This window comes from Lonepinella koalarum (genome assembly GCF_004565475.1).
In the GTDB taxonomy this organism is placed as follows: domain Bacteria; phylum Pseudomonadota; class Gammaproteobacteria; order Enterobacterales; family Pasteurellaceae; genus Lonepinella; species Lonepinella koalarum.
Genome location: NZ_SRHX01000003.1, coordinates 273,893 through 297,250, shown reverse-complemented (window position 1 = coordinate 297,250; position 23,358 = coordinate 273,893). Strand labels below are relative to the sequence as shown.

Genomic DNA, 23,358 nt, shown 5'->3' with positions numbered 1-23,358 from the left:
CTTTGAATATCATATCAATCAAAGGGTTTTTCTTATTCAAATGAATTTTTTATTACAGCGCTGAGACATTTAAACTCGAACCGCCAACAATGCGAACTCTTGTTCCAGCTTTCGTTAATTTCTCATCATATTTCTGAACGACAACAATTTCGTTACCGTCATCTTTCTTAATAGTTAATTCTAAAGAATCAACTTGGCTTGCTTTTTCTTCTACTTTGCTACCAATCACCGCTCCAGCAATTGCACCAACAGCACTTGCTAACACTTGACCTGAACCACCACCAACAGAAGAACCTGCAACACCACCGAGAACGCCACCACCAACGGTACCAATCACACCTTGATTATCTGCTTGAATTTTCACAGAACGAGCAGAAACAATAGTACCATAAGTAATTGAACGTGCTTCTTTTGATTGATTGCCTGAATACACGTCACCACTATAAATATCTGTATTAGCACAACCAGTCACGCCAATAGCGGTAAAAATTGCTAATGCTAATGTGATTTTTTTCATTTCAATTAACCTTTCATTTTATTATAGAACTATACCAACTCTTGATATCCAAGAACGAGATTCAGAGCGAGAAATATTATCTATGCTATCCTCATATACACGGACACAAGAACCTGTAACAATATCGGAATCATATTGTCTTATCTCTGTGACAGTTTCAACTGCCCCTTGAGAGTTATAACTTTCACAATTATCTTTTATTACTGTTAATTTTGAATTGTTGCCTGCATATTGACTTGATAAGACGGTTCCCTTATAAGAATTATCATCAAATCTGCCTGCGCAAGCAGATAATCCTACCGTAGTCAATACAGCTAATGCTAAGGTAATTTTTTTCATTCACTAAACCTCAATAATAGTTTTAATGTTATAAGGGTGAACCTTAATACAGACGAAATTATCGCTTTTATCAGCAAAACTCACGGCGATCGATGGATTTGGTAATCGTTCACCATCAACTTTAGGCACACTCACTTTGACATTTAGAGTCGTTAACTGGTTCCATAAAAATTTTTTCTCAACACGGTATAACCATTGCGAAACATTTTCATCTTCATTAAATGGTATGACAATCTCAATATGTTCCCATGATTCCAACGGGTAGCGCTTATTTTTAGGAAACGGTAATTCAACGATATCCACGGGCTGCCCCGAAAACATTAATGGTTCATTTAGTTGAATTAAATAAATGATCCTATCATTCACAATATTGTCACTTAAAATTGTACCTAACTTCATGAATAACGCCAACCATTTTCTCGCATTATCTTCACTATTTACCCGTATTGCTAAGTGATCGATCTGATATTTTGTTAAATCCACTGCCATAGCTTGGGCTAATTGAGTAATTTTTTGTTGAAAATGCTCGAATTCAGCTATAGTTGCTAAATCAGAATCGGAAAATAAAGGATGCATCATGCATAATCCCTATAAATAAGAATAAAAGATAACCAAATTATTATAATATATTAATATTAACTAAGAGAATATGAAAATTTCCCCTATAATACTTGCACTTGTTAAAAGACAAATGTAAGGTATATCGTCTTAAAATTTCACTATTTATTATTGGAGAATATAATGAAAATTATTTTATTAGGTGCGCCGGGGGCGGGCAAGGGAACACAGGCACAATTTATTATGAATAAATTTGGCATTCCGCAAATTTCTACCGGTGATATGTTGCGTGCTGCCATTAAAGCAGGTACAGATTTAGGTAAACAAGCCAAAACCTTAATGGATGCGGGACAATTAGTACCAGATGACTTAATTATTGCACTGGTAAAAAATCGTGTCGCTCAAACAGATTGTGAAAATGGTTTCTTGTTAGACGGTTTTCCTCGTACTATTCCACAGGCAGATGCATTAAAAGCAGTGGGAATTAGTATTGATTATGTTTTAGAATTTGATGTACCTGATGAAGTGATTGTTGAGCGTATGAGCGGTCGTCGTGTACACCCAGCATCTGGTCGTACTTATCATGTCGTTTACAACCCACCAAAAGTGGAAGGTAAAGATGATGTGACTGGCGAGGATTTAATTATTCGTGCAGACGATAAACCAGCAACCGTATTAGATCGTTTAAACGTCTATCACAACACCACTAAACCATTAGTCAATTATTATCAAGCAGAAGCCAAATCTGGCGAGACTAAATATTTCCGCTTAGATGGTACGAAGAAAGTGAAAGAAGTGAGTGAGGAATTAGATAATATCTTATCTTAATTTACATTAGAGTGCGGTCTAAAACTGCACTCTTTTTTTGGGCATAATCAAGGATTGATTATAATTATTATTTTTATTTAGGGACATCTTATGTTCAAACGTCTAGCCGGTCCAACCTATCCGCTGTTTATTTTTTTTATCGTTAATTTAGTTCTACTTTCCCTTAGCCGCTTTGCATTAAGTGTATGGCAAAGTGAACGTATTGGTGAATTTAATAATTGGATTCAACTTTTTTTAAATGGTATTCGAATTGATATTTCTGCTCTTTGTTGGTTATTTACCCCATTGATTATTTTAAGCATTTTATTTACGGGTAAAAATAAACTCGGACAATGTGTACAAAATGTGATAAAAACCGGTTTAGTGATTGAAAGCACATTCTTGCTATTTATGGAATTTGCTACACCAGCCTTTATCAACACCTATGATTTGCGTCCAAATCGTCTGTTTGTAGAATACTTAGTGAATCCAAAAGAAATATTTACCATGTTATGGAATGGACACTTAGCCGCCTTAATTTCTGCTCCGATTTTAACCGCACTTTGTGCTTTTTTATGCTGGAAATTGGCAAATAAAGTGTTTAAGAATATCGCTTATCCCAAATGGCATAATAACTTAATTACTCGTCCATTAGTTTTTCTTTTACTTGGTACAATGACGTTTTTAGGAGCAAGATCCAGTTTAGAACATCGTGGCATTAATCCTGCAATGGTTGCATTTTCACCTGATCCATTGGTGAATTCCTTAGTATTAAGCTCTGGCTATTCTCTACTCTTTGCAATTCAACAAATGAAAGATGAAGGAAATGCAGCAGAAATCTACGGGAAAATGTCATTAGAGGAAGTGATTAATATCTTAAAAGCCGTACGTAATCGCCCCACTACAGATTATATTTCAACAGGATTACCGACCTTAACTCAAAATCAAGCCACATATCAAGGTAAACTAAAAAATTTAGTCATTATTTTAGAAGAAAGTTTGGGCGCTCAATTCATTGGTACGTTAGGAGGAAAACCACTTTCACCCAAAATTGATGAACTGGCTAAACAAGGTTGGTTATTTGAAAATATGTATGCTACTGGTACACGTTCGGTACGTGGTATTGAAGCCGTAACCGCCGGTTTTACTCCAACACCAGCTCGTTCTGTGGTCAAGCTCCCCGGTAGTCAACAAGACTTTTTCACTGTCGCTGAATTATTAAGTAAACAAGGTTATCACACGTCTTTTATTTATGGTGGAGAAAAACATTTTGATAATATGGCGAGCTTTTTCTATGGCAACGGTTTCCAGCAAATTATTGATGAGAAAGATTACCCTAATCCACATTTCACCGCCACTTGGGGGGTAAGTGATGAAGATTTATTTACCAAAGCCCACGATACTTTTACGCAACTACATCAGCAAGGTAAACCATTTTTTAGTTTAGTATTTACGTCTAGCAATCATGATCCATTTGAATTTCCGGCTGGCAAAATTGAGTTGTACGAACAACCTCAAGAGACCCGAAATAATGCTGCCAAGTATGCCGATTTTGCAACCGGTTATTTCTTTGATTTAGCTAAAAAAGCCGAATATTGGAATGATACCATTTTCTTAATTATTGCTGATCATGATTCCCGTGTAGGTGGTGCCTCCCTAGTACCTGTACAACATTTCCATATTCCAGCTTTGATCTTGGGCAAAAACATTGAGCCAAAACGCGATCCACGTTTAGTCAGTCAAATTGATATGCCAACCACATTGTTATCATTAATTGGGGTAAACGGTAATTATCCGATGTTAGGCTACGATCTTACCAAACCTGAAGATCCAAACCGTGCTTTAATGCAATATGATAAAACTTTTGGTTATATGCGAAAAATTGATAATCAATTACAAACAGTAATTTTGCAACAGGGTAAACCAGCGGAAAGTTATGTTTATTCTGAACAAAGCAAAACATTAACTGCAGTTGATGGAAATGATCAAATGAAAAAACAAGCCTTGGCGTATTCGCTTTGGGGGAGTTATGCGTATAAATTACACCTGTATCAACTTGGAGATAATAAAAAACCTTAAACAAAAATACGTCATATTTACATATAAGATAAAAAAAGTGCCTATATTTCAAGGCACTACTCGGAAAGCAAAATATGTCTGGCTATTTATCATAGCACTTATTTTAAGTGCGGTAAGAATATATGATTTATTTCTCTATGGCAAATAGCAATATTCAATTTTGTGACGTAGGTCACACGAATTAAGCATAATTGCTTATTTTTTAATTATTTTGCCGTAAAACCATAGCTGACTAACACTTTTTTAGCATCATCAGATTTTAAATAATCTAAAAATGCTTTGGCATCGACACTACCATGGTCTTTAATTAATGCGACTGGATATTCCACCGGTGGATGACTATCTGCCGGGAAAGTCGCAACCACTTTTACTTTTTGACTAGCAGCTGCATCTGTACCATAAACCACACCTAATGGGCTCTCAGCTTGTTCAACTAAAGCTAAAGCTGCACGCACGTTATTGGCACGCGCTAATTTTGACTCAACTGCCGTCCATTGACCTAAGTGAGTTAAAGCTGTTTTTGCATAGATACCCGCTGGAACATGTTCAGGATCACCCACAGCTAAGAAAGAGCCATCTAAAGATTTTTGCCATTGATCATTGGTTAAATCCACATTATCAATTTTGCTGTCTTTCGGAGCAATCATAACAAGGCTATTACCGACTAAAATCGCACGGCTATCTTTAATAATGGCATCTTTTTCAGATAAATAATCCATCCATTTCAAATCGGCTGAGACAAAAATATCAGCTGGAGCACCTTGCTCAATTTGTTTTGCAAGTACAGAAGATGACGCAAAAGAGAAAACCACTTCTTCATTTGGTTTGACTTTTTTATATTCATCAGCAACTTGTTGCAATGCGTTAGTCATTGATGCTGCAGCAAAAACAGTAACTTTTGCCATCGCACCTTGGCTCATTATTAAACCTACACCCACCACTAATGCGAGTTTTTTCATCGTTAATTTCATTATTTTCTCCTTAAATGTTTAACGGTATCGCATGAATTATATAACGGATTACAAAAGAAAAGCTACAAGAATCAAACCGTTTCCTTTAAAATACCCCAAATGGTTTAACTAATAGAGATCAAGATAAATATGAATACTGAAATCTTACTCACCATCAAATTACAACAACAACTGTTTGTTGATCCTAAACGTGTCCGTTTATTAAAAGAAATCCAAAAGTGCGGTTCAATTAACCAAGCAGCTAAAAACGCCAAAGTGAGTTATAAAAGTGCGTGGGATCATCTTGCCGCAATGGATGAAATCAGCCCTAAACCGATCCTTGAACGTAATGTTGGAGGAAAAAATGGTGGCGGCACAGCATTAACTATTTATGGTGAACGATTATTACAACTCTATGATTTACTTGAACAAACCCAAGAAAAAGCATTTCATATTTTGCAGGATAAAAATATTCCGCTGAATAGTTTATTAACCGCTACTGCTCGTTTTTCTTTACAAAGTAGTGCCAGAAATCAGCTTTTTGGTAAGGTAACGGAATGTCTTGTTCATCAGCTTAATGCCATGGTTGAAATTGAATTACCCTCTCTTTCACAACCGATTTATGCATGGATTACGCAAAAAAGTGCGGTACGTTTACAGCTAAGTTGGGGCAAAGAAGTCATGTTAATGATCAAAGCGCCATGGGTAAAAATTCATACCAATGCAAACCAACACAAAGCTGATGAAAAGAATATTTTCCCTGTTCAGGTCACCTCTATTTTAGACAAGGGTGATACGAAAGAAGTTTTATTATCTGTGAATGACCAATTGGAATTTTGTGCTACCACGCCACACCAGCAAGAACTTGTGGTCGGACAACAGGTTTGGGCGAAGATCGATCCTGAACAAATTATTCTAGCGACGCTTTATTAATAAATATCTGTCGGGAGAAAAACCATATTGTTAAAAATATTTTATTTTCTCTCTTTACATTATTGTACTAGTGTAATAGTATAAAAACATTCCATTTCAAAAAATATGTAAGGAAATATAATGACAGATACTCTACTCGATCCCTATTTTGGGGAATTTGGCGGAATGTATGTTCCTGAAATTCTTGTGCCTGTGTTAAAACAGTTGGAAAAAGCCTTTATAGACGCCAAAGATGATCCATCTTTCCAAGCAGAATTTCAAGACTTATTGAAAAATTATGCAGGTCGCCCAACCGCTCTCACCCTCTGCCGTAATATCACCAAAGGAACAAAAACCAAAATTTATCTTAAACGTGAAGATCTTTTGCACGGCGGGGCGCACAAAACTAACCAAGTATTAGGGCAAATTTTGCTGGCAAAACGAATGGGGAAAACTCGTATTATTGCAGAAACCGGGGCTGGTCAACACGGTGTAGCAACAGCTTTGGCTTGTGCAATGCTCGGCATGCCTTGTTTAGTTTATATGGGAGCAAAAGATGTGGAACGTCAATCACCGAATGTATTCCGTATGCGTTTAATGGGTGCAGAAGTTGTGCCTGTGCAAAAAGGATCTTGTTCTCTTAAAGATGCGTGCTGTGAAGCAATGCGTGACTGGGCAGCAAATTATGAAACTACGCATTATTTAATCGGTACGGCAGCTGGACCTCATCCATTCCCGACCATTGTACGTGAGTTTCAAAAAATGATCGGTGAAGAAACTAAACACCAAATTTTAGAAAAAGAAGGAAAGTTACCTGATGCATTGATTGCTGCTGTGGGCGGAGGATCAAACGCTATCGGTATGTTTGCAGATTTTATTGAAGAAAAAAATGTACGTTTAATTGGTATTGAACCTGCTGGCAAAGGTATTGCTACAGGTGAACACGGTGCCCCATTAGGACAAGGCAAAGCTGGTATTTATTTTGGTATGAAATCGCCGATTATGCAAACCGCAGATGGACAAATTGAAGAGTCCTACAGCATTTCTGCTGGACTTGATTTTCCTTCTGTCGGACCTCAACACGCCTATTTAAACGCTATAGGACGAGCAGAATATCCGAGCATTACTGATGATGAAGCTTTAAATGCATTCAAGGAACTGGCTCAACACGAAGGTATTATTCCGGCCCTAGAAAGTTCTCATGCTTTAGCTCACGCCTTAAAAATGGCCAAACAAAATCCTGATAAAGAGCAGTTGTTAGTTGTCAATTTATCTGGTCGTGGTGATAAAGATATTTTTACTGTAGATAAAATTTTCACAGAAAGAGGAATCCTGTAATGAATCGTTTTGCAACTTTATTTGATCGTTTAAACATCAAAAATCAAGGTGGATTTGTACCATTCGTCACCTTAGGCGATCCAAGTTTTGAGCGTTCTTTTGAAATTATTTGTACACTGGTAGATAATGGCGCTGATGCTCTAGAACTAGGCTTTCCCTTTTCTGATCCATTATTAGATGGACCCGTGATTCAAGCGGCTAACAATCGAGCTTTAAAAGCAGGTTGTAGCACGAAAGAAAGTTTTCAACTTATCGAAAAAGTGCGGTTAAAATATCCCGATATTCCGATCAGCTTATTGCTTTGTGCAAACTTGATTTATGCTCAAACCTTAGATGGCTTCTATCAACGTTGTAAACAAGTAGGGGTAGATGCCGTTCTCGTGGCTGATGTCCCATTATTGGCATCTGAACCCTATATTCAAGCAGCTAAAAAGCAGGATATTCAACCTGTATTTATTTGTCCGCCAAACGCTGATGAAAAAACCATTCAAGGAGTAGCAGAAAAATCTCAAGGTTATACATATTTAGTTTCTCGTGCCGGGGTGACCAGTGCAGAAAACCAAAGCCATGCGAAAAATTTGGATAATTTAGTCGAATGTTTAAAAGCTCACCACGCTCCACCAATTTTACAAGGCTTCGGTATTGCTCAACCACAACAAGTTAAAGATGCGTTAAATATGGGGGTAGCAGGAGCTATTTCAGGTTCGGCAATCGTGAAAATTATTGAGAAAAATTTAGATAACCACGCACAATGTTTAACAGAATTGACTGAGTTTGTTAACGCAATGAAAAAGGCAACTTTATAAAAAACACAAACTGCCACTTTGTAAAAGTGGCAATTCTTAACTATATCTTAACCTTACCAATTATCTTTATTTTCTTTATAGACAGATGGTAAAATTTTATTCAAATGTCTATATTCTTTATGACAATGTAATGCTAAAGATTGGAATTTCTCGGCAAATGGTTCTAACCATTCTGTAGGAAACTGTGTGTAACCAATACCTTCGTCATTTATCCCATAACCCAACCAAAATCTTTCTTTAATGACATAGCTAGCATTTTTTTCATCTCGGACCAATACTAAGGCAATTGTCAAAGGTGCTTTGAAAGTACCGAAATCTTGCATTGCAGAACCACAGAAAAATGCGGTACAAGTACTATCATTGACTTGGTCAGAAAAGCCAATATCACTAGGACGTTTAAAGTAGATATTTAAATCCATTGGTTCCTCACCGTTCATTGATTCTTTTACCGAATTATTCATACCCCAAGGGCGTTCACGGTATGGAATTGTCTGATCTAATAATCTTTGTCTTTCTTTTTCACTAATAATAGTATCAAAATGATCATTAGGATCCCAAATTGCGTAACGTAGCGGGTCTAAGAAATGCCATGCAAACCACCAATTCAATGTTTCAGGTGTAAGATCTGGTGCAGGGACATTCGCGGCAATTAAAATCCCACCATCATTTTGAATATATACACCATCCGAGATGGTATCTAATCCTTCGGTTTGCATTTTTTGTCGATCTGCAAATTCTAAACCACTCTCTTTTTTTACCAGATTTTTAAAAAATTCTGCACCTTGAGGAGGTTGTTCAATCGGCATAAGTAGGTATTTATAATAAGGTTTTTTCTCTGCCCCGTCATACATTGGGACAATACGGTTAATGTCTTGCATAAAAACTCCTAAAATTAAAATAATTGAGTCAAATGATATTGACAGTATAGATTATAAAAAATTACTATCGTGATGAATACTGTTGATTTAGTTCAATTTATATAAATATTTATATGAATAATAATAAAATACTTATTTATTTTGATAGAATCATTAGATTTTTTTAGAAACATGGGACGACAATGAACCAAAAACAACCATCTTCTAGTTCTACTACAATTGATCTACGCATACAAAAAACGCATAAAGCCATCCAAACAGCTTTTATTGAACTATTAGGACAAAAAGAATATGAAAAAATTACTGTACAAGAAATTACCGAAACGGCTTTGATAAGCAATAATACCTTTTACAAATACTATGCAGGCAAAAGTGGTTTGGCTGGAAAAATGATTGCCGAGTTTAAAACATTTTACTCAGAATTTCTTAATAAGCGTGAGCAAATGAGCAATCCATTGCAAGACTTACAAACCTTGCATGATAAAGTTTTCGCAAAACGAGAATTGATACTTGCATTGTGGAAAATAAAAACACCACGTCATCATCTGTATGCAGATATGCAGCAAATGAGTAAAAAAACTTTTATCACGCTCGCACAACAACACTATGGAAAATCCAAGGATTGGGATTTTCAGGCGGAAATCTTTGCTACAATGCTGTTTTCGACATGGAAATATCATTTACAAAGAGGTCTAGAACATAATGTAGTGCAAGTATGGAAAGATTGGGAACAAATTTTGCAGTTAATACGAGTGTAGTAAAAAAAACTTAGATTATGTTTTGTTATTACTCTTATCTCGTACGTCATTCGGAGTGGACCAATAAAAAGCTCAAGGTAATAACCCTTGAGCTTATCAAAACCAATATCACAATTAGAAAGTTGATGTATCCTGAAATAATCCGACTTTTAAATCTGTTGCCGTATAAATCACTCGACCGTCAACCAACACTTCACCGTCAGCCACGCCCATAATTAATTTACGATTAATCACACGTTTGAAATGAATTTTATAGGTCACTTTTTTATTAGTCGGTAACACTTGACCGGTAAATTTCACTTCGCCAACGCCTAAAGCACGACCTTTGCCTTCACCACCGATCCAACCAAGATAAAAACCGACTAATTGCCACATCGCATCTAAACCTAAACAGCCGGGCATCACTGGATCGCCGATAAAATGGCAACCAAAGAAAAATAAATCTGGCTTAATATCCAATTCGGCTTCCACATAGCCTTTGCCAAACAAACCGCCAGTTTCGTTCATTTCAATCACTCGATCCATCATCAGCATAGTTGGGGCTGGAAGTTGCGGACCTTTTTCGCCAAATAATTCACCACGTCCAGAGGCTAATAAGTCTTCATAATTATAAGAATTTTTTCTTTCTGGGATTGTTTTTGGTGTACAGGTGTTAGTCATTTTTTTCTCTTTAAAAGTAAATCATAGGATATTTTTCAGTGAACTTACTGAATTAACACTATATTAACAGAGTTTAATTTAAAAAGATATAGCTAACACCTGTTCGCTAAACAGTTCCGAGCAGTTATTTTTTAGCAAACCATTTTAACCAAAATGGTATGGAATGATGCTGTTCTGCATACTGCTCAATACGTTTAGCAATTAACTGCGCAATAGTCACTTTTTCTGCTTTGTCAGTTTGTTCATCAACCACTAAAGGACGATCAAATAAAATTTCACAAGCTTCAAACACATCATTTACCGTCCAAATAAAAAATTGATTATTTTTCACCGCAGTGACCACATCATCCGTCAAAGAAAGCTGATATAAACAAGATTGCGGAATAATCACACCCTGCTTTCCGGTTAATCCTCTGCTCTGACAAATAGCAAAAAAACCTTCAATTTTATCATTCACACCACCTATGGAATGGACTAAACCAAATTGATCGATAGATCCCGTCACTGCAATAGATTGTGGAACCGGTAAATCAGACAACGCACTTGCTAACACTAAAAATGCCGCTAAAGAAGCACTGTCGCCATCAATTTCACCATAAGATTGCTCAAACACTAAAGAGGCTGAAAAAGGTAATTGAGATGGCAGATCTAAAATATTTGCAAGGCAATTTTGTGCAATCATCATACCTTTACCATGCACATTGCCAGCTAGTTCGCTTTTTCTTTCAATATCCACAATCTCGCCATCGCCAAATTGTACGATACAACTAATCCGAGACGGCTCACCAAAAGACATTGGCATCCCTGTAAATTCCACTACAGACAAGCCATTAATTTGTCCAACGGCTTCATGATCAGTTTCAATATACACTTGATGATAAAAAATATCTGCATACGCCTGCTCACGTAAAAAGCCCTGCTGAACCAATTTTTGTTGAAAGTATTGCTCAACATCTACCGCACTTATCTCGTCTTTATTGTTGCTTAACAGGCTTACTCCACTTAAAATCTGCGTTAAAATTAACGGCGAACTATTAATTAAAACTCGGCTTTCACTTTCTCGTACCAACCATTGATATAATTTATCTAAACCATCTTGGGTCAAATGTGGAAATTGATGTTGCCATGCAAAAGATTGCACATACTGTTGCCATGCTTGTTGTTGCGGCTCTTTTCCGACAGCAATATAACTTTCAATTTCGCTATAATCTGCCAGATGATAAAGATCTGGTACGAGTTCATTCAAGGTGGCTAATTCTTCTCTATTGCCTAATAAAAGTACCTTTACATTTAATGGATAACTCGGAATTTCGCACGGCAAGGCTTTAAACGGATGTGCCGAATACCAGTCAAATTGCTTTGTCACCAGAACATGTTTTAAGCGTTCCCAACAATCAAAATGCGTTAATAGTTGGTTAACGCTTAAAATTAATACCCCATTATTGAGTTGATGTACTAAGCCCGCATTCAACTGAATATCATGGGACATCGGATGTATGCGAATAGATCCAAACAAACTTGATTGATCAAAATAAAGAGCAGTCGCTACTGTTTTTTTCGCTGCAAAGTTATCCTGCACTGATTGCGCTGGCTCAATATGAATTTGCGCAAAGGAAAAACTATCCCCTTGCTCCACCACATATTGTACGCCCGATACCTGTAAAGGTGCTTGTTGTAATTTCACCCAATTTTCCACCTCACTTGCATATTCGCTTTGATCGTCTGCTTTTAACACCAACAAACTGCGGTGCGAATTTTTCAAAAATTGCGCTATAGCCGAGCAAGCTCGCCATTGTAAATCTAAAAAACTCACCTTTTGAGTTTCTACCGGTAATTGAGCTAAATGTGGTTGTAAAGCTGTCCAATCTAATTTTTGTTCGGATAAATCCACGTTATTTTCTCTGCTAAAATAGAATAATAGCGTATTATCTCACATTTCCTTAAAATTCAAAAAATCTACTAGAAAAAAAATGAATACAGGTATATTATTTCAGTTACCACGTCACTAATTAAATAAATATTATGAAATATCAAAAGCTTGAAAATCAAGAAACGCAATGGAAATGGCTTTATCTCAGCAAAAAACATAGAGAAGGAGAAAATATTACGCGTTATCAAGAAAAAAGTTTAGTGGAAGATAAAGTAAAAGCCTTGATTGCCTGTAAAAATCAGCCTGAGCAAATTAATGCTTGGATTACTGCTCATTTGTCTGAAGCGCTGGTGATTAAACTCGATCAAGCTATTCGAGCCAGACGTAAACGTTTTTTCAATGCGGAAAAACAACATACCAAAAAAAAATCCATTGATTTGGAATATGCTGTCTGGCAACGTTTATCCAAATATTCTCGTAAGCTCGGTATGACCTTATCACAAACTATTACTTATATGATTGATGAACGGGAAAGTAAAGCACTGTATCAAAATAAAATGTCCGTTATGAAAGCTAGCTTGAAAGATTTACTCAAATAAAGGCGAACATTAAATTCGCCTTGAGCCAAGATTGAATGATTATTTTGTTTTGATACTTTGATTAAGATAATAATTTTATTAGAATTAAATAGCGATCTCTTGTAATCCACTATATACCAAATAGCTACCAAAGGCTAAAAAGATCACGCCAGAAACATTATCAATATAACGGCTGTATTGGCTATAAAAGCGTCTGGCAAAAGGACGGGAGAAAAGTAGGGATACTACATAAAAATAACTGAACGTTTCAAATAAAATGATTAAAAAGGCAACCATCATTTGCCAAGTTTCAGTAATATTCACAAATACCAAAGACATCACACTAGCAAAAAAAATCACCGCTTTAGCATTAGAGAGATTTACTAACAACCCTTTGATAATTTCTGCTTTAATGCTCGTTTTTTGGTTGAGTTCTTGTTCAGTAAGTTCTGTAAACACGGCATTGCTACGGTTTTTTACCATTTTTAAACCAAGATAGCCTAAATATCCACCGCCGAGTAACATGATGACACCATGCAAAACTGGCATGGTTTTAAATAAAATAGCCAGACCTAATATAGCCGCGGCCGCCCAAATAGCCACACCCATGGTAATACCCAAAATACCACAAATCGTATTCCGTCTGGAATTACTGACCGCCATTCGACTCACGTAAAAAAAATCGGGACCGGGACTTAATAAACCGAAAAAGTGAATAATGATTAAATTTAGCATAATGACACTCCAATAGAAAAAATAAAATAAACTAATACCGCATACAATGATGCTAGCACGTCATCAATCATGATGCCAAAACCATTTTCTAATTTTCTATCAAAATATCTAATTGGAAAAGGCTTCCAAATATCAAATAGACGAAATAACCCGAATGCCACCACATTGCCTAAAATCAAATGTTCTAGTAGAAATCCGACCATGCCGATTTGCACAATCCAAATGCCGACAAATTCATCCCAAACAATGGAACCATGATCATGTACGCCCATATCATTGGCGGTTTTTTGGCATAAATAACAGCCTATCAGAAAGCAAACTGCGGTGAAAATCATAAATACTTTTAATGGCACGATTTGCATGAAGAAAATGCCAATAAATAATCCAGCCAAACTCCCCCATGTACCGGGTGCAGGATGAATTAAACCAGAACCAAAGCCAACCGCAAGCAAATGCGTTGGATTGGTTAAGCGTAAGTGTTGTAATGGGCATTGTGTTACATCTGTCATGGTTATTTAAAATGTTCAAAACTAGAGATCTGTAAATCTACCATTTTTCCTTGTCGTTGATAAATAATATTTTGCTGTGGATTTTTTTCTACAATACGACCAATACAGGTATAAGGCACCTTTAATGGGGCTAAATATTGATCCAATAATGCCTTTTTGTGATTTGGAACAGTAAAACAAAGTTCATAATCTTCCCCACCTTGCAAAGCAAACTGTTCTGCCTGTTGTCGCCCATATAAATTTACTAGCGCAGCTGAACAAGGTAAATCTTGCAAATTTAACACCGCACTTACCCCACTACGCTGTAAAATATGACCAAGATCGCCTACTAATCCATCAGAAAGATCCAGAGCACAATGCGATAATTGATATTTAGCTAAAGTGATACCGAGCGATATTCTCGGAGTTGGGCGAAAATTACGTTGAATTAACCATTCTTCATCAAAATTCACCGCGCTTTTTTTACCTTGATACAAGTCGGAGATTAAATAAAATCCCGCTAAACCATCACCCAACGTACCGGAAACATAAATCCAATCCCCGACTTTTGCTTGATCGCGTCGAAGTGCGGTATTTTTTTCAACAAATCCTTGAGCGGTAATGGTAATCGACGGTACGGTACCACTGGTAGTATCACCACCGATTAAGGCAACATGATGTTCATTAAGTAATTCAAACATGCCTTGACTAAAGGCGTGTAACCAATTCTCATCTGATTTCGGCAAGGTCAATGCCAAAGAAACCCATGCAGGTTCTGCTCCCATGGCAGCGAGATCGCTTAAATTTGTTGCAATAGCTTTATAGCCCAAATCTCGGGGATCAATATTCGGATAAAAATGGGAATTTTCCACCATCGTATCAGTGGTAGTCGCTAGGAATTTTCCTGATAAAACAGACGTTAAGGCACAATCATCACCAATGTTTAAATTAACATCCGCGCGTTGGACTTGTTGTTGAGTGAAAAAAGTATCTATGAGATCAAATTCTGTTTTTGCCATTATTTTATCTAATAAAAGAGTGGGTAAAACCCACTTTCTTATATTATCTGCGTCCTAAAGACGGTGAGACTTTATCTAATACCCCATTGACATATTTATGACTATCATCCGCGCCAAAGGTTTTTGCTACTTCAATAGCTTCATTAATCACCACTTTATAAGGGACATCAAGTTCATATTTCAACTCATAAGTGGCTAAACGCAAAATCGCTTTTTCAATCGGGGTGAGCTCTTCCGAAGTGCGGTCTAAAAAGGGAGTCAGTGTACTATCTACCGCATCCAAGTTATCCACCGTTTGGCGAAACAATTTACGGAAATACGCTACATCCACACCTTTTAGATCTTGTTCTGTCACAAAAGCTAATTCAACTTCCGCTGCCTCATTACGCGAAATCGCCCAAGAATATAAGGCTTGTACCGCACATTCTCTGGCACGGCGACGGGCGGATGGCTTTTTAACTTGTTCAGTCATGACAATGCCTTAACTAATTTGGTTTAATAAGTTGATCATCTCCAGCACTACTAAAGCTGCTTCTGCACCTTTATTACCTGCTTTAGTACCCGCACGTTCAATTGCTTGATCAATATTTTCGGTGGTTAACACCCCAAATGCCACGGGAATATCCGCATCAAGCGACACTTGACCAATACCACTACTTGCCTCACCTGCTACATATTCAAAATGTGCCGTGCCACCACGAATCACTGTACCTAATGCTACGATACCATCATATTTTTTACTATTTGCTAAACGGCGAACCGCTAAAGGTAATTCATAAGCCCCCGGCACTTTAACCAAGGTAATATTTTCATCTTTCACTTGACCAATACGTTTCAATGCATCAATAGCACCGTCCACTAAACTATCATTAATAAAATGATTAAAACGAGCAACTACCACAGCAATTTTGGTATTTGGCGCAGCTAATACACCTTCTAATATTTGCATTTTTTTTCCTTATTAATAAATATATATTAATGCTGATTCTAGCACATAATTGATTAATTGATAATGAAAAAGGAAACCTTTCGGCTTCCTTTTAAATTAGTTGATTATAAATTATTTTTCTACTGCTTCTTTAACATCTTCGGCTTTATCAGAAACGGCATCCGCTGCAGCTGCTGCTTTTTCTTTTGCCTCTTCGTTCATTTCAGCCATGTTATCAGCTGCTGTATCTTTCATCTCTGTAGCTGATTCTTTTATTTCAGCTGCTTTATCTGATGCAGATTCATTCACCTCAGCCACTTTATCAGCTGCTGTATCTTTCATCTCTGTAGCTGATTCTTTTATTTCAGCCGCTTTATCTGATGCAGCTTCGTTCACCTCAGACGTTTTATCTGACGCAGAATCTTTTATTTCTGACATTTTATCAGCTGCTGCATCTTTCATTTCGACCATTTTATCTTTAGCCTCAGTTGCTTTTTCTACTACTGCGTCTTTAACATCTTTAGCTGCTTCAACAGTTGCATCTTTAGCTTCAACAACGCTAGTTTTCGCTTCTTCTACTTTAGCAGACATTTGATCTTTTGATGCTTGATCGCAAGCTGCTAATGCGAATACTGAACCTAATACTAATGTTGCTAATAATGATTTTTTCATTGTAGTTTCCCTAAATAAGTTTATGTTTAATCAATATCGACCTTGCCGATAGTTGCTTATTTTGAACAATTTTATTGTAAAATGCAAAAATTTTTACAATAACCTTACAATTAATTTCATAGAATGAAATCAAACGCTCCAATTTCTGACTAAAAAATTAGACCAAAGTTCCCTTAACTCTTTTAATTAATCAATTTTTATCAATAAAATTATTCTTCAATAGCACGCAGTAATTCGTTAATGCCAACTTTACCTAAGGTTTTTGCATCAACTTTTTTCACGATCACCGCACAATAAAGACTATATTTACCGCATTTTGACGGTAAACTACCAGACACGACCACAGAACCAGCCGGTACACGACCGTAGTGAATTTCACCAGTTTCACGATCATAAATACGCGTTGATTGACCAATAAATACGCCCATAGAAATCACACAACCATCTTCTACGATCACACCTTCCACGACTTCGGATCTTGCGCCGATAAAACAGTTATCCCCAATAATAGTTGGATTCGCTTGCAACGGCTCTAATACACCTCCAATCCCTACACCACCGGAAAGATGTACATTTTTACCAATTTGAGCACAAGAACCCACGGTCGCCCAAGTATCCACCATAGTCCCTTCGCCCACATAAGCACCAATATTCACATAAGATGGCATTAACACACAATTTTTAGCAATATAGGCCCCTTTACGCACAGTTGCAGACGGTACCACACGAAAACCTTCTTGAGCAAAACGATCTTCCGTATAATCCGCAAATTTTAATGCCACTTTGTCGTAATATTTGGTTTCAGCACCATCGATCACGCTGTTATCATTAATCCGAAATGAAAGTAACACCGCCTTTTTTAACCACTGATGTGTCACCCATTCACCGTTAATTTTTTCCGCAACACGATAAATTCCCTTATCTAATCCGTCAATAACTTGTTCAATAGCAGAACGAGTCTCTACATCAACGGTTTTTGGTGTAATCTCCGCACGTTTTTCAAACGCATTTTCAATGATTGATTGTAAATTTGACATAAATTTTCTTTCCTTTTTGTCTATATAAAAAAATAATAATCGGCTAGTTTTACCATAATTTCAGGCAAAATTCATCGTTAATTAACGATATTTTTTGCCGTCATCACCATCTTGTTCGGTTTTAAATCGGCGATGCAACCACATATACTGATCAACGCCTTTAAGAATCTCCGTTTCCACAATGCTATTCATCCGAATCGCAACATCCCTTTCCGTGGTCACATCAGTAAAGTCCACTGGGGAAGAAATAATTATCGTATAACCTGAATTATCCTTATTGCGTAACGGAGCAAATGGAATGACTTTACTCTTTGGCGATGCTTTGAGTAAATAATAAGATCCCGTGGTAGTTGCGGCATCTTGCACAGCAAAAAACGGAATAAACACCGCACTTTTTCTCCCATAATCATGATCGGGAGCATACCAAATTGTTTCTCCTTGGCGTAAGGCTTTGAGCATGCCACGCAAATCTTTGCGATTTAACATATGTTTATTGGATCGCAAACGCCCCCAAGTTTGTAGCCAATCCATTAACGGCTTGTCATTTGGGCGATAAACCCCCACCCCAGGGTGATATAACCCAATAATTCTTGCCCCTAATTCTAAGGTTAAAAAATGCACACCTACTAAAATAATCCCGTCTTTGGCATTGTCTTTTAGATGTTCAAGCCCTTCTATTTTTGACCATTTTTTAATGCGTTTATCTGACCAAAACCATGCCATGCCTGTTTCTAGCAATGCCATTCCCACGTTTTGCATATTGGCTTGTAACACCTTTTCTCGCCACTGTTCAGGGCGTTCAGGAAACGCCAATTCTAAATTTCGCCGAGCGATGGCTGCACGGCGTTTTCCCACACCTAAACGCCCAAACAACCAACCTAATCCACGCCCCATTTTCACTAAAATAGGATATGGCAAGCATAAAATTAACCAATAAATACCCAATCCCAACCAAAATCCCCAATGTTTAGGGTGAAGAAAGGCTTTTTGAAATTGAGGGAGATGATTTTGAGACATAATGTAATCCGAATAAATAAACTTCCTATAGTTTAACTGAATTTCATCGAAATTTTAAGCCAAAGTCTTTTGTGCTGTGGTAAAATCAGCAAAATATTTTATTCTATAATATTAGGACATCTTTTATGAATCAATTTTCTGCACAATTCCCAAATGCTAAAGTATTAGTGCTGGGTGACGTCATGCTAGACCGTTATTGGTTTGGAGCCACTAATCGTATATCACCTGAAGCACCTGTTCCGGTTGTTCGTGTACAAGAAAATGAAGAACGAGCTGGCGGTGCAGCTAACGTCGCCATGAATATTGCCTCTCTGAATGTCCCCGTTGAATTATTGGGCTTGATTGGCAATGATGAAACAGGCTCTGCTTTAACCCATTTATTAGAACAACAAAAAATCAATTGTAATTTTGTTAAATTAGATACCCATCCAACCATTACCAAATTACGCATTCTTTCCCGTCATCAACAACTATTACGCCTTGATTTTGAAGAAGACTTTCATCAAGCTCCAACAGACGACTTATTAGCAAAATTAGCAAGTACGGTGAAAAATGTCGGTGCTTTGATTCTTTCAGACTATGGTAAAGGTACCCTAGCTCAGGTACAAAAAATGATTCAAATCGCACGCCAATGCAATGTTCCTGTATTAATCGATCCCAAAGGTACCGATTTTGAACGCTATCGTGGCGCCACTTTATTAACCCCCAATATGTCGGAATTTGAAGCAGTTGTGGGTAAATGTGATAGCGAAGAAGAGATTATAGAAAAAGGGTTAAAACTGATTTCCGATATTAATTTAACCGCACTTTTAGTCACTCGCTCTGAAAAAGGTATGACATTATTACGTCCTGCTCAACCGGCGTATCATCTACCAACAGTAGCTAAAGAAGTGTTTGATGTTACGGGTGCTGGTGACACCGTAATCAGTGTTCTTGCTACTGCACTAGCAGATGGACGTTCTTTTGAAGAATCTTGTTATTTAGCCAATATTTCCGCTGGTATTGTGGTTGGAAAACTCGGAACATCTACAGTTTCTACAGTAGAATTAGAAAATGCCATTCACGGACGCACATCTGCAGGCTTTGGCATTATGAGCGAAAGCGAACTCAAAACTGCGGTGCAATTAGCCAAAGATCGGGGCGAAAAAATCGTCATGACTAATGGTTGCTTTGATATCCTACACCCCGGACACGTTTCTTATTTAGAAAACGCCAGAAAACTCGGTGATCGTTTAATCGTGGCGGTTAACACCGATAATTCAGTCAAACGCCTAAAAGGTGAAACACGCCCAATTAACGATCTTAACAGTCGTATGGCGGTACTTGCCGGATTATCATCTGTGGATTGGTTAGTCGCCTTTGATGAAGAAACGCCACAACGTTTAATCGCTGAAATTTTGCCCGATTTATTAGTCAAAGGCGGCGATTATAAACCTGAAGACATCGCAGGGGCAAAAGAAGTCTGGGCGAACGGCGGCGATGTGCAAGTGCTAAACTTTGAAAACGGCTGCTCCACCAGCAACGTGATCCAAAAAATCCAAGCGTTGAAAGATTAACCAATTAAAAAGTGCGGTGAGAAAATCGCTTGTTTTTCCACAAAACTTTCTATATGATAACCGCACTTTAAAACATCACTTTGTTTCATAAAATGCGACTATAGCTCAGTTGGTTAGAGCACCACCTTGACATGGTGGGGGTCACTGGTTCGAGTCCAGCTAGTCGCACCATTTTATAAAACGCTGTCTTTCGCACAGCGTTTTTTTATTTCGTTTTGACAAACTAACTAATTGATTTTATTAAAATATCAATTTTTACTTTCATTCATTGCCATTCTTTGTTATCCGTTTTGATACGTTAATAACTACTTTTTTAGTAGTACGTTCTTGAATTGAGGTGTAAAGGACATTAAAAAAATAGCTGATTGTAATTATAGTTAATAATTACAATCAGCTATTTTGTTTACTATGCCACAATATATAACTTTATAATAAATCTAACAGAAATTCAAATTTTCTACAGGCTCATTAACTCTTATTCAGGGTGGCGTTCAGCTACATCTTTTAACAAAGTTTGTAACTCGCCCGTTTGATACATTTCCAACACGATATCGCAACCACCAATCAATTCACCCTCAACCCATAGCTGAGGGAAAGTTGGCCAATTCGCATATTTTGGTAACTCTGCTCGCACATCCGCATGCTGTAAAATATCTACATAACCAAAAGGCACTTGGCAATTAATTAATGCTTCTACTGCTCGAGCTGAAAAGCCACAAGATGGTAATTTGGGAGAGCCTTTCATGTAAATTAAAATTGGGTTTTCTGCAATTTGCTTTTTGATTTTGTCTAACGTTTCCATAAGGTTTCCTTAATAATAAATTCCGTATTGAAAAAATATTGGGTATTTTAGCATAAGTTTTTAACTTTGTGTAAAAGCTGATTAATTTTATCAACTATACAAAGATTACCAACTTCCCCCAGCTCCACCGCCATCAAAACCGCCACCTCCAAAGCCACCTCCTGAACCAAAACCCCCGCCACCACGACCACCACGGCGACGACTATTTAAAACAGATGCTGCAATAATCGCTGCATTTTGTAAATTATGATTGGTGGTTGGACTAATATATGGTTTTCTGCGCCAACTTATTTCGCCAAATAACACAAATAGGACAAATATTACTACCATGATAAAAGGTGCGATTTGATCCATTAGATCTTCTTCCTCTACTTGAGCTGCATATTCACCTTTACTGGCAGCAATAATATGCTCTAAACCGTTATTGAGTCCTTGTGCATACTGACCTTGTCTAAAATAAGGTAAAATCCCTTGGCGAATCACTTGGGATAAAAAAGCATCTGGTAAAACACCTTGCAAGCCTTGTCCTGTGGCAATAAAAATTTTTCGATCATCTTTAGCCACTAACAACAAAACACCGTTATTTAATTGTTTGCGACCTATTCCCCATTTATCGCCTAATTGTGCCGTGTATTGTGCAATTTCTTCATCACCGGTGGTAGGAATAATGACCAAAGCAATTTGAGAGCTCGTTTCTTTACCATATTGGTAAAGTTTATTTTCAAAATACTGCTTTTCCTGTTCCGACAAGGTATTGGTGTAATCATTCACATAGCGAAATGGATTCGGTGCATCTGGCAAATCCGTTGCTTTGACTAAAAAACTGGTGAAAAAAATGATAAAAAATACCATATTTTTTAATAAGCTAGTCATTAATTATCACCTCATTTGGTAACTCATTCGCATCATCCGGTTGAATTGGAAAATGGATAGATAATTCTTCACCTATTTGCTCAATTACCGATACAATGCCAATTGTATATTGCTTTTCTTTAAAATAACTAATCATAGACTGACATTGTTTGTGCCAAAATTCATCACCAACAAATTGGTGAATCCCTTGATCGCCGAGGATAAAACATTGTTGATCTTTATGTGCAATATAAATAAGTACGGCATTACGTGCTACCGTTTTGTGCATTTCCAGTTGATTAAATATGGTTAAAGCGCGGTCTAAATTTTCGGTATTTTTAGGCAAATGACGTTCAATATATACTCGTAATTCTGCCGATGTCTGTTTTTCTAACTCAGCGATTGCATTTTCAATTTGTTTCTTATCAAATGGAATTCGGGAAAATAGGGGCATAATGATTAATCTGTTATAAAATGAAATCATATCAGGCGAACACATTGGCTCGCCCTTACTTTAATATTAATTAAAATTAACCGTTGGTGCATTTTCCGCACCCGCAGTTGATTTGAAATACGGTTTATCTTTAAAACCAAAAATCATTGCAGCAAACTTAGTTGGAAATTGGCGTACTTTTTGATTATAAACTTTTGCAGCAGCATTAAAGTCATTACGAGCTTTGTTAATGCGATTTTCAGTACCTTCTAACTGAGCTTGCAAATTCATAAACCCTTCATGAGCTTTTAGTTCTGGATATTTTTCTACCGAAACAAGTAAACGAGATAATGCAGAACCTACAGAATCTTGATTTTGTTGGAATTGCGCAAGATTTTCTTCTGTCATATTACTTGGATCAATTTTCACTTGTGTGGCTCTAGCCCGGGCTTCAATGACGCTAGTTAACGTTTCTTTTTCAAAATTAGCTTGACCTTTTACGGTATTTACCAGATTTGGGATCATATCAGCACGACGTTGGTATTGTGATTCAACATTTGCCCAAACTGAATCAATTTCTTCTTCTGCTTTCACTAAGCCATTATAACTTGACATCAAAGTGAAACCTGCAATTACCGCAATTAGGATAATTAGCAACCATTTTTTCATAATTATTCCTTATTTATATAAAAATATATAAAAAAGACCTAAACTTAGTTTAGGTCTTTTAGTCTTTATTTATTATATCTCGTAATTAGATAAATCTAAA

The 23,358-nt window shown here is 37.0% G+C and carries 27 protein-coding genes and 1 tRNA gene; 9 read left to right on the top strand and 19 right to left on the bottom strand.

Annotation, left to right across the window (positions count from 1 at the left end):
- Positions 1-52 precede the first annotated feature (52 nt).
- From E0709_RS06060 to E0709_RS06050, 3 genes are read right to left on the bottom strand one after another with little or no spacing between them, the layout of a single operon-like run.
- Positions 53-517, bottom strand: coding sequence for an outer membrane lipoprotein (locus tag E0709_RS06060; protein WP_132300564.1), 465 nt, complete (start codon positions 515-517; stop codon positions 53-55).
- A 21-nt stretch (positions 518-538) separates the two neighbouring features.
- Positions 539-856 carry a hypothetical protein gene (locus E0709_RS06055; RefSeq protein ID WP_132300566.1) on the bottom strand — a complete coding sequence of 106 codons (318 nt, stop codon included), beginning with the start codon at positions 854-856 and terminating at the stop codon, positions 539-541.
- 3 nt (positions 857-859) lie between these two features.
- A complete protein-coding gene (locus E0709_RS06050; protein WP_228777383.1) occupies positions 860-1,435 on the bottom strand; it encodes a VOC family protein in 576 nt (191 codons plus the stop codon).
- A 162-nt stretch (positions 1,436-1,597) separates the two neighbouring features.
- Between E0709_RS06050 and adk the strand changes: the two genes are divergently transcribed.
- Together adk and E0709_RS06040 are read left to right on the top strand one after the other, a co-directional pair.
- On the top strand, positions 1,598-2,242 hold the full coding sequence (gene adk / locus E0709_RS06045) for an adenylate kinase (RefSeq protein WP_132300568.1): 645 nt from the start codon (positions 1,598-1,600) through the stop codon (positions 2,240-2,242).
- Between the two features lie 90 nt (positions 2,243-2,332).
- The gene (locus E0709_RS06040) at positions 2,333-4,300 is read left to right on the top strand and encodes an LTA synthase family protein (RefSeq protein ID WP_132300570.1); all 1,968 of its coding nucleotides are present in this window, start codon (positions 2,333-2,335) and stop codon (positions 4,298-4,300) included.
- A 206-nt stretch (positions 4,301-4,506) separates the two neighbouring features.
- Here the strand turns inward: E0709_RS06040 and modA are convergent, their stop codons facing one another.
- Positions 4,507-5,274, bottom strand: a complete 768-nt coding sequence (modA, locus tag E0709_RS06035) for a molybdate ABC transporter substrate-binding protein (RefSeq protein WP_391540692.1) — start codon at positions 5,272-5,274, stop codon at positions 4,507-4,509.
- 126 nt (positions 5,275-5,400) lie between these two features.
- Between modA and E0709_RS06030 the strand changes: the two genes are divergently transcribed.
- The 3 genes from E0709_RS06030 to trpA all read left to right on the top strand — a co-directional run bounded on the left by E0709_RS06030 (position 5,401) and on the right by trpA (position 8,306).
- Positions 5,401-6,183 (top strand): TOBE domain-containing protein, encoded by a 783-nt coding sequence (locus tag E0709_RS06030; RefSeq protein WP_132300572.1) that lies wholly within the window; start codon positions 5,401-5,403, stop codon positions 6,181-6,183.
- A gap of 120 nt (positions 6,184-6,303) precedes the next feature.
- Complete coding sequence (gene trpB / locus E0709_RS06025; protein WP_132300574.1) at positions 6,304-7,500, top strand: tryptophan synthase subunit beta; 1,197 nt, start codon at positions 6,304-6,306, stop codon at positions 7,498-7,500.
- Entirely contained in the window at positions 7,500-8,306 is an 807-nt protein-coding gene (gene trpA, locus E0709_RS06020) for a tryptophan synthase subunit alpha (protein WP_132300576.1), read from the top strand. The genes trpB and trpA overlap by 1 nt, the downstream gene beginning before the upstream one ends.
- Positions 8,307-8,359: 53 nt before the next feature.
- On the opposite strand, the gene E0709_RS06015 is transcribed toward trpA, so the two are convergent.
- Positions 8,360-9,184, bottom strand: coding sequence for a DAPG hydrolase family protein (locus E0709_RS06015; RefSeq protein ID WP_132300578.1), 825 nt, complete (start codon positions 9,182-9,184; stop codon positions 8,360-8,362).
- Between the two features lie 182 nt (positions 9,185-9,366).
- Here E0709_RS06015 and E0709_RS06010 point away from each other — a divergent pair, with 182 nt between their 5' ends.
- Entirely contained in the window at positions 9,367-9,942 is a 576-nt protein-coding gene (locus E0709_RS06010; RefSeq protein WP_132300580.1) for a TetR/AcrR family transcriptional regulator, read from the top strand.
- 114 nt (positions 9,943-10,056) lie between these two features.
- Here the strand turns inward: E0709_RS06010 and fabA are convergent, their stop codons facing one another.
- A complete protein-coding gene (fabA, locus tag E0709_RS06005) occupies positions 10,057-10,602 on the bottom strand; it encodes a bifunctional 3-hydroxydecanoyl-ACP dehydratase/trans-2-decenoyl-ACP isomerase (RefSeq protein ID WP_132300582.1) in 546 nt (181 codons plus the stop codon).
- A 124-nt stretch (positions 10,603-10,726) separates the two neighbouring features.
- Positions 10,727-12,493, bottom strand: coding sequence for an AAA family ATPase (locus tag E0709_RS06000; protein ID WP_132300584.1), 1,767 nt, complete (start codon positions 12,491-12,493; stop codon positions 10,727-10,729).
- A gap of 131 nt (positions 12,494-12,624) precedes the next feature.
- Between E0709_RS06000 and matP the strand changes: the two genes are divergently transcribed.
- Complete coding sequence (matP, locus tag E0709_RS05995) at positions 12,625-13,071, top strand: macrodomain Ter protein MatP (RefSeq protein WP_132300586.1); 447 nt, start codon at positions 12,625-12,627, stop codon at positions 13,069-13,071.
- Positions 13,072-13,155: 84 nt separating this feature from the next.
- Here the strand turns inward: matP and E0709_RS05990 are convergent, their stop codons facing one another.
- The 8 genes from E0709_RS05990 to E0709_RS05955 form a co-directional block, all read right to left on the bottom strand.
- Positions 13,156-13,785 (bottom strand): homoserine/threonine efflux transporter, encoded by a 630-nt coding sequence (locus E0709_RS05990; RefSeq protein WP_132300588.1) that lies wholly within the window; start codon positions 13,783-13,785, stop codon positions 13,156-13,158.
- Complete coding sequence (locus E0709_RS05985) at positions 13,779-14,294, bottom strand: phosphatidylglycerophosphatase A family protein (RefSeq protein WP_132300590.1); 516 nt, start codon at positions 14,292-14,294, stop codon at positions 13,779-13,781. The genes E0709_RS05990 and E0709_RS05985 overlap by 7 nt, the downstream gene beginning before the upstream one ends.
- Positions 14,295-14,296: 2 nt before the next feature.
- Positions 14,297-15,292 (bottom strand): thiamine-phosphate kinase, encoded by a 996-nt coding sequence (thiL, locus tag E0709_RS05980; RefSeq protein WP_132300592.1) that lies wholly within the window; start codon positions 15,290-15,292, stop codon positions 14,297-14,299.
- Positions 15,293-15,335: 43 nt separating this feature from the next.
- A complete protein-coding gene (nusB, locus tag E0709_RS05975) occupies positions 15,336-15,764 on the bottom strand; it encodes a transcription antitermination factor NusB (RefSeq protein WP_132300594.1) in 429 nt (142 codons plus the stop codon).
- A 9-nt stretch (positions 15,765-15,773) separates the two neighbouring features.
- Entirely contained in the window at positions 15,774-16,241 is a 468-nt protein-coding gene (gene ribH / locus E0709_RS05970; protein ID WP_132300596.1) for a 6,7-dimethyl-8-ribityllumazine synthase, read from the bottom strand.
- Positions 16,242-16,352: 111 nt separating this feature from the next.
- Positions 16,353-16,892 carry a histone H1 family protein gene (locus tag E0709_RS05965; RefSeq protein WP_132300598.1) on the bottom strand — a complete coding sequence of 180 codons (540 nt, stop codon included), beginning with the start codon at positions 16,890-16,892 and terminating at the stop codon, positions 16,353-16,355.
- A gap of 209 nt (positions 16,893-17,101) precedes the next feature.
- The gene (dapD, locus tag E0709_RS05960; protein ID WP_132300600.1) at positions 17,102-17,929 is read right to left on the bottom strand and encodes a 2,3,4,5-tetrahydropyridine-2,6-dicarboxylate N-succinyltransferase; all 828 of its coding nucleotides are present in this window, start codon (positions 17,927-17,929) and stop codon (positions 17,102-17,104) included.
- 81 nt (positions 17,930-18,010) lie between these two features.
- Positions 18,011-18,946: a Kdo(2)-lipid IV(A) acyltransferase gene (locus E0709_RS05955; RefSeq protein ID WP_132300602.1), complete on the bottom strand. Its 936-nt coding sequence runs from the start codon at positions 18,944-18,946 to the stop codon at positions 18,011-18,013.
- Positions 18,947-19,071: 125 nt separating this feature from the next.
- Between E0709_RS05955 and hldE the strand changes: the two genes are divergently transcribed.
- The gene (gene hldE, locus E0709_RS05950) at positions 19,072-20,502 is read left to right on the top strand and encodes a bifunctional D-glycero-beta-D-manno-heptose-7-phosphate kinase/D-glycero-beta-D-manno-heptose 1-phosphate adenylyltransferase HldE (RefSeq protein ID WP_132300604.1); all 1,431 of its coding nucleotides are present in this window, start codon (positions 19,072-19,074) and stop codon (positions 20,500-20,502) included.
- A gap of 94 nt (positions 20,503-20,596) precedes the next feature.
- A tRNA-Val gene (locus E0709_RS05945) sits at positions 20,597-20,673 on the top strand.
- Between the two features lie 304 nt (positions 20,674-20,977).
- Here E0709_RS05945 and grxD read toward each other — a convergent pair.
- The 4 genes from grxD to E0709_RS05925 all read right to left on the bottom strand — a co-directional run bounded on the left by grxD (position 20,978) and on the right by E0709_RS05925 (position 23,258).
- Positions 20,978-21,304, bottom strand: a complete 327-nt coding sequence (gene grxD, locus E0709_RS05940) for a Grx4 family monothiol glutaredoxin (protein ID WP_132300606.1) — start codon at positions 21,302-21,304, stop codon at positions 20,978-20,980.
- Positions 21,305-21,409: 105 nt separating this feature from the next.
- Positions 21,410-22,177: a TPM domain-containing protein gene (locus tag E0709_RS05935; protein WP_132300608.1), complete on the bottom strand. Its 768-nt coding sequence runs from the start codon at positions 22,175-22,177 to the stop codon at positions 21,410-21,412.
- Positions 22,170-22,610 carry a TPM domain-containing protein gene (locus tag E0709_RS05930; protein WP_132300610.1) on the bottom strand — a complete coding sequence of 147 codons (441 nt, stop codon included), beginning with the start codon at positions 22,608-22,610 and terminating at the stop codon, positions 22,170-22,172. The genes E0709_RS05935 and E0709_RS05930 overlap by 8 nt, the downstream gene beginning before the upstream one ends.
- Positions 22,611-22,676: 66 nt before the next feature.
- Positions 22,677-23,258: a LemA family protein gene (locus E0709_RS05925; protein ID WP_132300612.1), complete on the bottom strand. Its 582-nt coding sequence runs from the start codon at positions 23,256-23,258 to the stop codon at positions 22,677-22,679.
- Positions 23,259-23,358 lie beyond the last annotated feature (100 nt).

Coding starts and splice junctions, on each gene's coding strand:
- E0709_RS05965 (WP_132300598.1), bottom strand. CDS start 16,892: ATGAAAAAATCATTATTAGCAACATTAGTATTAGGTTCAGTATTCGCA.
- hldE (WP_132300604.1), top strand. CDS start 19,072: ATGAATCAATTTTCTGCACAATTCCCAAATGCTAAAGTATTAGTGCTG.
- grxD (WP_132300606.1), bottom strand. CDS start 21,304: ATGGAAACGTTAGACAAAATCAAAAAGCAAATTGCAGAAAACCCAATT.
- E0709_RS05955 (WP_132300602.1), bottom strand. CDS start 18,946: ATGTCTCAAAATCATCTCCCTCAATTTCAAAAAGCCTTTCTTCACCCT.
- E0709_RS06055 (WP_132300566.1), bottom strand. CDS start 856: ATGAAAAAAATTACCTTAGCATTAGCTGTATTGACTACGGTAGGATTA.
- adk (WP_132300568.1), top strand. CDS start 1,598: ATGAAAATTATTTTATTAGGTGCGCCGGGGGCGGGCAAGGGAACACAG.
- matP (WP_132300586.1), top strand. CDS start 12,625: ATGAAATATCAAAAGCTTGAAAATCAAGAAACGCAATGGAAATGGCTT.
- ribH (WP_132300596.1), bottom strand. CDS start 16,241: ATGCAAATATTAGAAGGTGTATTAGCTGCGCCAAATACCAAAATTGCT.
- E0709_RS05985 (WP_132300590.1), bottom strand. CDS start 14,294: ATGACAGATGTAACACAATGCCCATTACAACACTTACGCTTAACCAAT.
- E0709_RS06050 (WP_228777383.1), bottom strand. CDS start 1,435: ATGATGCATCCTTTATTTTCCGATTCTGATTTAGCAACTATAGCTGAA.
- nusB (WP_132300594.1), bottom strand. CDS start 15,764: ATGACTGAACAAGTTAAAAAGCCATCCGCCCGTCGCCGTGCCAGAGAA.
- E0709_RS05935 (WP_132300608.1), bottom strand. CDS start 22,177: ATGACTAGCTTATTAAAAAATATGGTATTTTTTATCATTTTTTTCACC.
- trpA (WP_132300576.1), top strand. CDS start 7,500: ATGAATCGTTTTGCAACTTTATTTGATCGTTTAAACATCAAAAATCAA.
- E0709_RS05925 (WP_132300612.1), bottom strand. CDS start 23,258: ATGAAAAAATGGTTGCTAATTATCCTAATTGCGGTAATTGCAGGTTTC.
- thiL (WP_132300592.1), bottom strand. CDS start 15,292: ATGGCAAAAACAGAATTTGATCTCATAGATACTTTTTTCACTCAACAA.
- E0709_RS06010 (WP_132300580.1), top strand. CDS start 9,367: ATGAACCAAAAACAACCATCTTCTAGTTCTACTACAATTGATCTACGC.
- E0709_RS05990 (WP_132300588.1), bottom strand. CDS start 13,785: ATGCTAAATTTAATCATTATTCACTTTTTCGGTTTATTAAGTCCCGGT.
- E0709_RS06015 (WP_132300578.1), bottom strand. CDS start 9,184: ATGCAAGACATTAACCGTATTGTCCCAATGTATGACGGGGCAGAGAAA.
- E0709_RS05930 (WP_132300610.1), bottom strand. CDS start 22,610: ATGCCCCTATTTTCCCGAATTCCATTTGATAAGAAACAAATTGAAAAT.
- fabA (WP_132300582.1), bottom strand. CDS start 10,602: ATGACTAACACCTGTACACCAAAAACAATCCCAGAAAGAAAAAATTCT.
- dapD (WP_132300600.1), bottom strand. CDS start 17,929: ATGTCAAATTTACAATCAATCATTGAAAATGCGTTTGAAAAACGTGCG.
- E0709_RS06060 (WP_132300564.1), bottom strand. CDS start 517: ATGAAAAAAATCACATTAGCATTAGCAATTTTTACCGCTATTGGCGTG.
- E0709_RS06040 (WP_132300570.1), top strand. CDS start 2,333: ATGTTCAAACGTCTAGCCGGTCCAACCTATCCGCTGTTTATTTTTTTT.
- E0709_RS06030 (WP_132300572.1), top strand. CDS start 5,401: ATGAATACTGAAATCTTACTCACCATCAAATTACAACAACAACTGTTT.
- trpB (WP_132300574.1), top strand. CDS start 6,304: ATGACAGATACTCTACTCGATCCCTATTTTGGGGAATTTGGCGGAATG.